Here is a 7931-nt window from a genome sequence, read left to right as displayed (position 1 = left end):
GAGAGGATGGAGAGGCCGATGACGTCCACGTCCTCCTGCAAGGCGGCGGTCACGATCATCTCCGGCGTCTGCCGCAGGCCGGTGTAGATCACTTCCATGCCGGCGTCGCGCAGCGCGCGCGCAATCACCTTGGCGCCGCGGTCATGCCCGTCCAGGCCGGGCTTGGCCACCAGCACGCGGATCTTCTTCTCCTTGGGCATGGGCGGCATAAGAATACCAAAAGCACTCACCACAAAGGCCACAAAGGAGTTACGAAGGACTTCCGCGGGCGCCTTTGTGTTCCTTCGTGTCCGTAGCCTGCCCTGAGCGGAGTCGAAGGGTGGTTAAGCTTTTTTGTCGAGCGACCGCCACAGATACCAACTGGCCACGGAGCAGTAGGGATGCCACGCGCGTCCGAGCTTCTCCACGTGTTTGGGTTTAGGCAGCTTGCGCTTGCCGTAGGCCTGGCGGATGGCGTTCTGGATGCCGAAGTCGGTGGTGGGCAGCACGTCCGGCCGCCGCAGCGTGAACAGCAGGAACATCTGCGCCGACCACACGCCGATGCCTTTCACCCGCGTCAGGTGCTCGATGACCTCGGCGTCCGACATGTGCGGCAGTTTGGCGAATTCGATCTCCCCGGAGCGCGTGCGACGCGCCAGGTCGCGGATGTAGCTCAACTTCTGCCGGGAAAGCCCGCACTTCCGCATGCGTTGCGGCGTGAGCTTGAGGATGGCCTCGGGCGTGAGTGCGTCACCGTCACCCGCGGCCGCCACCAGGCGGTCGAAGATGGTCTTGGCGGCGTTGCGGTGCAGTTGCTGGAAGGCGATGGCGCGGACCACGAAGTGGAACGTGGGCGGGATCCGCGGCATCTTCATCGGCCCCACGCGCGCGATCACGCCGGCGAGTACCGGGTCGGATTGTTTAAGGTGAGCGAGAGCTTTTTTCACGGGGCCCATATGTTCGAGGCTGTTGTCCTGTCTTTCAGCCGAGCGAAGCCAGCCCTGAGCGAAGTCGAAGGGGAGGGAGGGGCCCCGGCGCCGTCTTCAGCCGGGGAAACCCGAGTCGAAGGACCTAGGTTTGTCATAAACGCTCGCGCCTTGACGCCCACAAAGTATCTGATGATACTGGCGCGGAGGCGGATTCTCCAATCATGGCCAACCGGACTCCGAAAAAGCGCAAAGCCGCAGCGCCCAAGGGCAAGCCCAAGGGCAAGCCTGAGGGCTCCAAGCTCACCTTCAACCACGCCATGATCTACGCCCGCGACGTGGCCCGCGGCGTACGCTTCTACTCCGGCATGCTGGGCATGAAGGTCATCGAGGAGTTCCGCTTCGAGGGCAAGACGGTGTACGCGCGGCTGCGTGCGCCGGGCGGCGACGGCACCATCGCGCTCCATCTGGCGAGCCAGGGCGCCCCGGTGGCCAGCGAAGGCGTGCGGCTCTACTTCGAGATTCGCGAGCTGGATGAGTTCTGCAAGAAGCTGCAGCAGAAGGGCGTGTACATCACGCAGATGCCGCGCATGATGCCCTGGGGATGGCGTCACGCCTACCTCGACGACCCCGACAGCCACGAGCTCTCGCTCTACTGGGCCGGCGCCAACCGCATGAAGAAAACGGTGATGCGCGCAGCCGCCGTAGCGAAGAAAGTAGGGAAGGCAAAGCGCGCGAGACGCCGCTAGGTGATGCTCACTTCCTCATACGTCCCGTACACCTGGCGCAGGGCTTCGCAGATCTCGCCCACGGTGGCGTAGGCGCGGACGGCGTCCACGATGTAGGGCATGGTGTTGGCGTCGGAGATCTTGGCGCTGCCCGCGGCCTTGGGCTCCTGGGCGGCGGCTTTCTTCAACGCATCGAGGCAGCGACGGACTTCGTCGTTCGAGCGGCGCTTGCGCAGCGCAGCCAGTTTCTCCGATTGCCGGCGGCCGACAGACTCGCCGATGTAGAGCGTCTCCGGGCGCTTCTCCTCGATCACGAAGTCGTTGGCGCCGACGATGATCTTCTCTCGCGCCTCGACCGCGCGCTGGTACTGGTAGCTGGCCTTGGCGATCTCCTTCTGCGGATAGCCGCGCTCGATGGCCTTCACCATGCCGCCCATGGCGTCGAGCTTCTGGAAGTAGTGGAAGGCGCCCTTTTCCATGTCGAGCGTGAACTTTTCCAGGAAATAGGAGCCGCCCAGCGGGTCCACGGTCTGGGCCACGCCGGATTCATAGGCCAGGATCTGCTGGGTGCGCAGCGCGATGCGCGCGGCGTCTTCCGTGGGCAGGGCCAGAGCTTCGTCGAAGGCGTCGCAGTGCAGGGACTGGGTGCCGCCCAGCACCGCGGCCAGCGCCTGCAGGGCCACGCGCGCGATGTTGCTCATGGGTTGCTGCGCGGTGAGTGAGACCCCGGCGGTCTGGGTGTGGAAGCGCATCAGCCAGGTGCGCGCGTTCTTTGCGCCGAAGCGGTCTTTCATCAGCCGGTACCAGATCTTGCGCGCGGCGCGGTATTTGGCGATCTCCTCGAAAAAATCGTTGTGCGCGTTGAAGAAGAAGGAGAGCCGCGGGCCGAACTCGTCCACTTTCAGGCCGCGCCGCTGCGCCCACTCCACATACTCCACGCCGTCGTAGAGGGTGAAGGCCAGCTCCTGGAGCGCGGTCGAGCCCGCCTCGCGGATGTGGTAGCCCGAGATAGAGATGGTGTTGAAGCGTGGCGTGAAGCGCGAGCCGAACTCGAAAGTGTCGATCACCAGGCGCATGGAGGGCGCGGGCGGGTAGATGTACTCCTTCTGCGCGATGTACTCCTTGAGGATGTCGTTCTGGATGGTGCCAGAGATCTTCTTCCAGTCGGCGCCCTGCTTCTCCGCCACCACCAGGTACATGGCCCACAGGACGGAAGCCGGCGAGTTGATGGTCATGGAGGTGGTGATCTTTTCCAGGTTGATGCCGTCGAAGAGTATCTCCATGTCCTCGAGGGAATCGATGGCCACGCCGCACTTGCCGACTTCGCCCTCGCTCATGGCGTGGTCGGAGTCGTAGCCCATCAGCGTGGGCAGGTCGAAGGCCACCGAGAGCCCGCCGCCGCCGTGTTCGAGCAGGTACTTGTAGCGCTGGTTGGTCTCCTCCGGCGAGGCGAAGCCGGAGAACTGGCGCATGGTCCACAGCTTCCCGCGGTAGCCGGAGGCGTGGATGCCGCGTGTGTAGGGCGGCTCGCCAGGATGGCTCAGGTATTTCTCGTAACTCCAGTCTTCGGGCAAGTCGGCCGTGGTATAGAGCCGCCGGATGGGGACATCGGAGATGGTGGTGAAGCGGGCGTTGCCGTGCTCGTCGAGGTTGGTGCCGGTGGGCGCGCCGATGGGTCTTTCCGGCGACTTCTCCAGCGCCGGCCCGAGCGTCTTCTCCGCCCACTCTTTTTCGGAGGCGGAGGGATGGCGGCCCTCGAAGACATCCTGAATCGGGCTCTCGGCCACGTGTTCGTTGGGTTTGCGCTTAGCCATCGCGGTCAGTGCTCATGATAGAGGATGCGCCGGTAGAGCGGCAAGAAACGGCTTTTTCACCACGGAGACACGGAGGCGCGGAGGTTTCTGTCTAGTCGTTCTCCGCAGCTCCGCGACTCCGCGGTGAATGCGAAAGTTCCAAAGCCTTCGCGTACTTCCAGCCCACGTAGCGCCGGTGATTCCAGTGCAGCAGGAAGCCCTCGCGTCTGTCGAGGAAGCCAAGACGGATGACGTAGTTGTAGAAAAACGTCAGCGGCGGATTGAGCCAGCGGTTCAGCCAAAGCCACCAGCGTGGCTTGTCTTTGATCATTTCGGCGCCCAGGTCGGCGTAGCGGCGCATGTGCTCGAGGTAGATCTGAAGTGTCGGATAAGCGTGGTGAATTAGTGGGTGGTCCAGCGTGAATGCAAGCTGCTTCGGGCTCAGCAATTTCGCGTTTTCATGAACGACTCGTTCTTCGAATTGCGCAGCACCCCGGCGAAAAACACGCAGCTTGCAGTCGGGCCAATAGCCACCCTGGCGTACCCATCGACCCAAAAAAAGATTCTGCCGCTTGACATAGAATCCAACCACGTTCGGATAGTTCAAAAAGTAGCGCAAACCCTTCTTTCGCATTTCAATCGCAAGGGCGTCGTCGCTGGTCGGAAATTCCTGGCGGTTCCAGAAATTCCAGACGGAAGGGAGTTCCGCAACCTCGGCCGCCAACTCGGAACTGACCTCTTCATCCGCGTCCAGGCTCAGCACCCACTCTCCCTCCGCCTTCTCAATCGCCGAATTCTTCTGCGCGGCGAAGCCCTTCCACTCCTCGACGAAGACCTTGGCGCCGAACGACTTCGCAATCTCGACCGTGCGATCGGTGGAGCCCGAGTCCACCACGATGATCTCGCCCTTGTCGTTCTCCACCAGCGGCTTCACACTTTCGAGCGTCCGCCCAAGGTTTCGCTCTTCGTTGAGCGTGATGATTACGACGGAAAGCGCGAGGCTCACAGGCGAGAGCATAGCTCAGGGCGCGCCCGGCCGGGGGACGTGGAACCACAGCCGTCAAGAAATAAGGGGCAGCCAGGATGGCTGCCCCGTCGTAACGGTTGCTGAGGGAACTATCTGGGGTTCTGGTCTGGCGGCGGCGGCCCCATGTCCGTGCGAGGCATGACGCCGGGGACGGCCGGCATAGTGCCGACGCGGCCGCTCACCGCATCATCCAGCTGGATGTTGTAGTGCTGCAGCGTAAGCCCGGTCACGCGGTCCAGTTCCACCCGCGACTTCTCATACGCCGACATGGCCGAGACCATGGCCGACTCGGACGCGGTCAGGTCGCGTTGCGCCTGCAACACCAGGAAGTTAGTGGAGGCCCCCAGGGCGTACTTCTTCTGTTCGGCTCCCAGGCTCTGCTGGGCCAGCTCACGGCCCTTCTGCGCCGCTTCCACCCGCGCCCGGTTCTGCTGCAACGCGTACTGCGCGTTGCGCACCTCGATGCCCACCTGGTTCTGCAATTGCTGGAAGCGGAGCTGCGCCTGGCGGTACTCCAGCTCGGAGCGCGTCTGGTCGGCCTGTGCCGCCCGGTTGCGGATGGGGATGGTGACGTTCAGCCCGACGGCGTAATCCGGCGCGCTGTTATCCAGCAGGCGCGCGAAGGAGTTGTAGAAGCCGGAGCGCGGGATGGTGCCCGGAGGCAGCCCCACGTTGAGCGGGTTCTGGTCGCCGCCCAGGCCCGCGCCTCCGTACCAGGCGATGAAATCCACCACCGGCAGCAGGGCGTTGCGCGCCGATTTCTTGTTGATGTCGCGGTTCACCAGGTCGATGCGCGACTGCTCCAGTTCGCCGCGGTTGCTCATGGCGTCCTTGATCAGGTCCGAAATGGGGACCACGGGCTCGATCTCCGGCACCTGCATGGAGTCGGTGGGAATCACGGGCGCGGTGGCCAGCGCCGGGTCGTTCAGGTTGCGGGTGATAGCGTTCTTGATGAGCAGTTGCTGCAGTTGCAGGTTGGTCTGGGCGACGATCAGCTCCTGGTTGCGGGTGGCGGACTCAGACTCGGCCCGCACGATCTCGATGGGCGCCAGCGTGCCGATCTCCACCTGCTTGCGATTGTCGGAAAGTGTCTTGTCGGCCAGCCCCAGCGAGCGCTCCCGCACCTTCACGTCCTCATAGGCGTTCACCAGGTCCCAGTAGATGTTCTGGATCTGGGAGACGGTGGCGATCACCTGCAGCTTGAAGCCCGCGTCTGAGATCTCCCGGTTGTGCTTGGCGATGCGGATGAAGCGCGTGTTCGGCCCGAATCCGAATCCGGCCAGCAGGTGCTGACGCAGCGTCAGGCGGAAGTTGGAACTCACTTGCGGCGACAGGCTGCCAAACAGGCTGTTGGTGGTGCTGCGCTGGTTGTTGAAGGTCACGGACATGACGGCGCCCGTGTGGAATCCCTGCGTGTAAGTGAAATCCGCCGTCCCGAAATTCTCCGCCAGGGTGCTGGTGCCGGTCGTCACCGTGTTGGACAGTGGGAACGAGGCGTGATTGATGTTCAGGGTAGAGCTCAGGACCGGGTCGAAGGAATCCACCGGCGTGCCCACGCCCAGCGTGGAGGTGACCAGTCCGGAGGCGCCTCCGCCGGCGCCGCCCGCGCCACCCGTGGTGCCGCCGGCGCCCGTGCCCGATGCTCCCGTGCCGAAGCCGCCCACGCCGCCTCCCGGGGTCCCTTGCACCAGTCCGGTGGCCACGCCGCGCGCCGACCCGCCCGCCTTGGTGCGCAGGATGTCAGTGTCGGCGATGGACAAGTTATAGCGCGCGATGGCCAAGTCGAGGTTGTTTTCCAGCGCCAGCGCGATGGCGTCGTCGAGCGAGAGCATCAGCTTGCCATCCCGCATCAACTGCTCGATGCGCGGCGCATTGGAGAAGACCGGATCGGCCACGATCCGCGGCAGATATGGTTTGAAAGGGTTGGGGAAGTGCGAGCGCGGCTTGGAGTAGTCCACCGCCTGTTGCACCTGGACCTGGGTCGAAGGGGCGGGCGGAGGCGCCTGGGGTGAGGCCTCGGTTTGCGCCGCAGCCTGGTCCCCGCTCCCGGGGGCGTCCTGGGCCAGGGTGGGCGCGGCGGCCACCGCCGCCACCACCAGGCACAGCGCCGGGGTCATCGAAATCCTCAAAAAAGCACGCGAAAAGCGCATTCCCTCATCTCCCGTCACTAGAATGGCGTTCGTTCAACAGACTGCCAGCGTCCGCAACCGTCAACAGCATTTTACGGAAATCAGGGGGAGATGGTTCCTCAATTCGCCGCCCGCGGGCCCCAGAGCCCGCTTCTGACTCCCGGGCGAAGCGGCTAGTATATCGCACCGGGCGCGGGCACAAGGCCCGGAGGCAGGTTTCAGGGAATGGGGCGGAATCTCAAGCTCGTGCTCAGCTACGACGGCGCGGACTTCTCCGGCTGGCAGGTGCAGCCCGGGCGCCCGACCGTGCAGGGAGCGCTGGCCGCGGCCCTGGAGCGGGTGACGGGAGCGCGCGTCCTGCCCCAGGGCTCGGGCCGGACCGACGCCGGCGTCCACGCCCTGGCCCAGGTGGCCTCCTGCGCCATGAAGTCCGACTCCGCCATCCCGGCGGAGAACCTGGTGCGCGCCCTCAACGACCTGCTGCCGCCGACCGTCCGCGTGCTGAGCGTCGAAGACGCGCCACCCGAGTTCCATGCCCGCCATTCCGCCAGGGCGAAGACCTATCGCTACCGCATCTTCCGCGGGAGCATCTGCCCGCCCTTCCTGGCCCGCTACGTCTATCACCACCCCTTTCCTCTCGATGAGGAAGCCATCTGCCGCGCCGCGCCTTGGGTGGCCGGCGAGCACGACTTCACCTCGTTTGCGGCGGTGGATCCCGAGGACCATGTGGCGCGGGCGCCCTCGCCCGCGAAGGACCGTGTGGCACAGGCGCCCTCGCCTGTGAAAGAGACCAACGTCCGCACCATCTTCTCCTCCACCTGGGAGCGCCAGGACGACGAGCTCATCTACACCGTCCGCGGCAGCGGCTTCCTCCACCACATGGTGCGTAACCTGGTAGGAACGTTCTTGCTGGTGGGCAAGGGTTCGCTCGACCAGGCCGGCTTCCGCCGCATTCTAGATTCTAAGAACCGCTCTGCCGCTGGCTCGACTGCCCCGACCAGCGGGCTGTGCCTGGTCAGCGTGGAATACTGACGGCTGAGCGCTATCGAAGTAACATAGGGAAGGGATGGCCACGGAAGTGAAGATTTCGGCGGCGCGAATCGCCTCCATCAACCCGGCGACCGGCGAGGTGCTGCGCGAGTTCGAATGCGCCTCCGCCGCCGTGGTCAACGCCGCCGTCGCCCGCGCGCGCGCGGCGCAACCTTCCTGGGCGAAGCTTCCGGTGCGCGAGCGGGTGCGCGTCCTGCGCGACTTCCAGAAGCGATTGCACGCCCGCAAGCGGGAAGTCTCCGAGCTGATCACGCGCGAGGCAGGGAAGCCCGTGGTCGAGGCGCTGCTTACCGAGGTGG

At 64.7% G+C, this 7931-nt stretch carries 8 protein-coding genes; 3 read left to right on the top strand and 5 right to left on the bottom strand.

Annotation, left to right across the window (positions count from 1 at the left end):
• Both VGQ94_00730 and VGQ94_00725 read right to left on the bottom strand, forming a co-directional pair.
• A partial coding sequence (locus tag VGQ94_00730; GenBank protein ID HEV2021031.1) for a cobalamin-dependent protein occupies positions 1 to 209 on the bottom strand: 209 nt, incomplete at its 3' end.
• Positions 210 to 323: 114 nt separating this feature from the next.
• Positions 324 to 926, bottom strand: coding sequence for a DNA-3-methyladenine glycosylase (locus VGQ94_00725; protein ID HEV2021030.1), 603 nt, complete (start codon positions 924 to 926; stop codon positions 324 to 326).
• A 203-nt stretch (positions 927 to 1129) separates the two neighbouring features.
• On the opposite strand from VGQ94_00725, the gene VGQ94_00720 reads away from it, so the two are divergent.
• The gene (locus tag VGQ94_00720) at positions 1130 to 1654 is read left to right on the top strand and encodes a VOC family protein (protein HEV2021029.1); all 525 of its coding nucleotides are present in this window, start codon (positions 1130 to 1132) and stop codon (positions 1652 to 1654) included.
• Here the strand turns inward: VGQ94_00720 and VGQ94_00715 are convergent.
• The 3 genes from VGQ94_00715 to VGQ94_00705 all read right to left on the bottom strand — a co-directional run bounded on the left by VGQ94_00715 (position 1651) and on the right by VGQ94_00705 (position 6570).
• Entirely contained in the window at positions 1651 to 3447 is a 1797-nt protein-coding gene (locus tag VGQ94_00715; GenBank protein ID HEV2021028.1) for a methylmalonyl-CoA mutase family protein, read from the bottom strand. The two genes, VGQ94_00720 and VGQ94_00715, sit on opposite strands and share 4 nt — an antisense overlap.
• Before the next feature lie 91 nt (positions 3448 to 3538).
• Positions 3539 to 4432, bottom strand: a complete 894-nt coding sequence (locus VGQ94_00710) for a glycosyltransferase family 2 protein (protein HEV2021027.1) — start codon at positions 4430 to 4432, stop codon at positions 3539 to 3541.
• 110 nt (positions 4433 to 4542) lie between these two features.
• Positions 4543 to 6570 (bottom strand): TolC family protein, encoded by a 2028-nt coding sequence (locus VGQ94_00705; GenBank protein HEV2021026.1) that lies wholly within the window; start codon positions 6568 to 6570, stop codon positions 4543 to 4545.
• Between the two features lie 237 nt (positions 6571 to 6807).
• Between VGQ94_00705 and truA the strand changes: the two genes are divergently transcribed.
• Positions 6808 to 7614, top strand: coding sequence for a tRNA pseudouridine(38-40) synthase TruA (gene truA / locus VGQ94_00700; protein HEV2021025.1), 807 nt, complete (start codon positions 6808 to 6810; stop codon positions 7612 to 7614).
• A gap of 34 nt (positions 7615 to 7648) precedes the next feature.
• A partial coding sequence (locus tag VGQ94_00695; GenBank protein ID HEV2021024.1) for an aldehyde dehydrogenase family protein occupies positions 7649 to 7931 on the top strand: 283 nt, incomplete at its 3' end.

The organism is Terriglobales bacterium, assembly GCA_035937135.1.
GTDB lineage: Bacteria > Acidobacteriota > Terriglobia > Terriglobales > Acidobacteriaceae > DASYVL01.
Note: the sequence above shows the minus strand (reverse complement) of the source record. Positions and strands in the feature narration are given on the sequence as shown.

Bases quoted from the DNA above. Each gene is read 5' to 3' on its own strand.
- VGQ94_00720 (HEV2021029.1), top strand. From the start codon at position 1,130: ATGGCCAACCGGACTCCGAAAAAGCGCAAAGCCGCAGCGCCCAAGGGC.
- VGQ94_00715 (HEV2021028.1), bottom strand. From the start codon at position 3,447: ATGGCTAAGCGCAAACCCAACGAACACGTGGCCGAGAGCCCGATTCAG.
- VGQ94_00705 (HEV2021026.1), bottom strand. From the start codon at position 6,570: ATGACCCCGGCGCTGTGCCTGGTGGTGGCGGCGGTGGCCGCCGCGCCC.
- truA (HEV2021025.1), top strand. From the start codon at position 6,808: ATGGGGCGGAATCTCAAGCTCGTGCTCAGCTACGACGGCGCGGACTTC.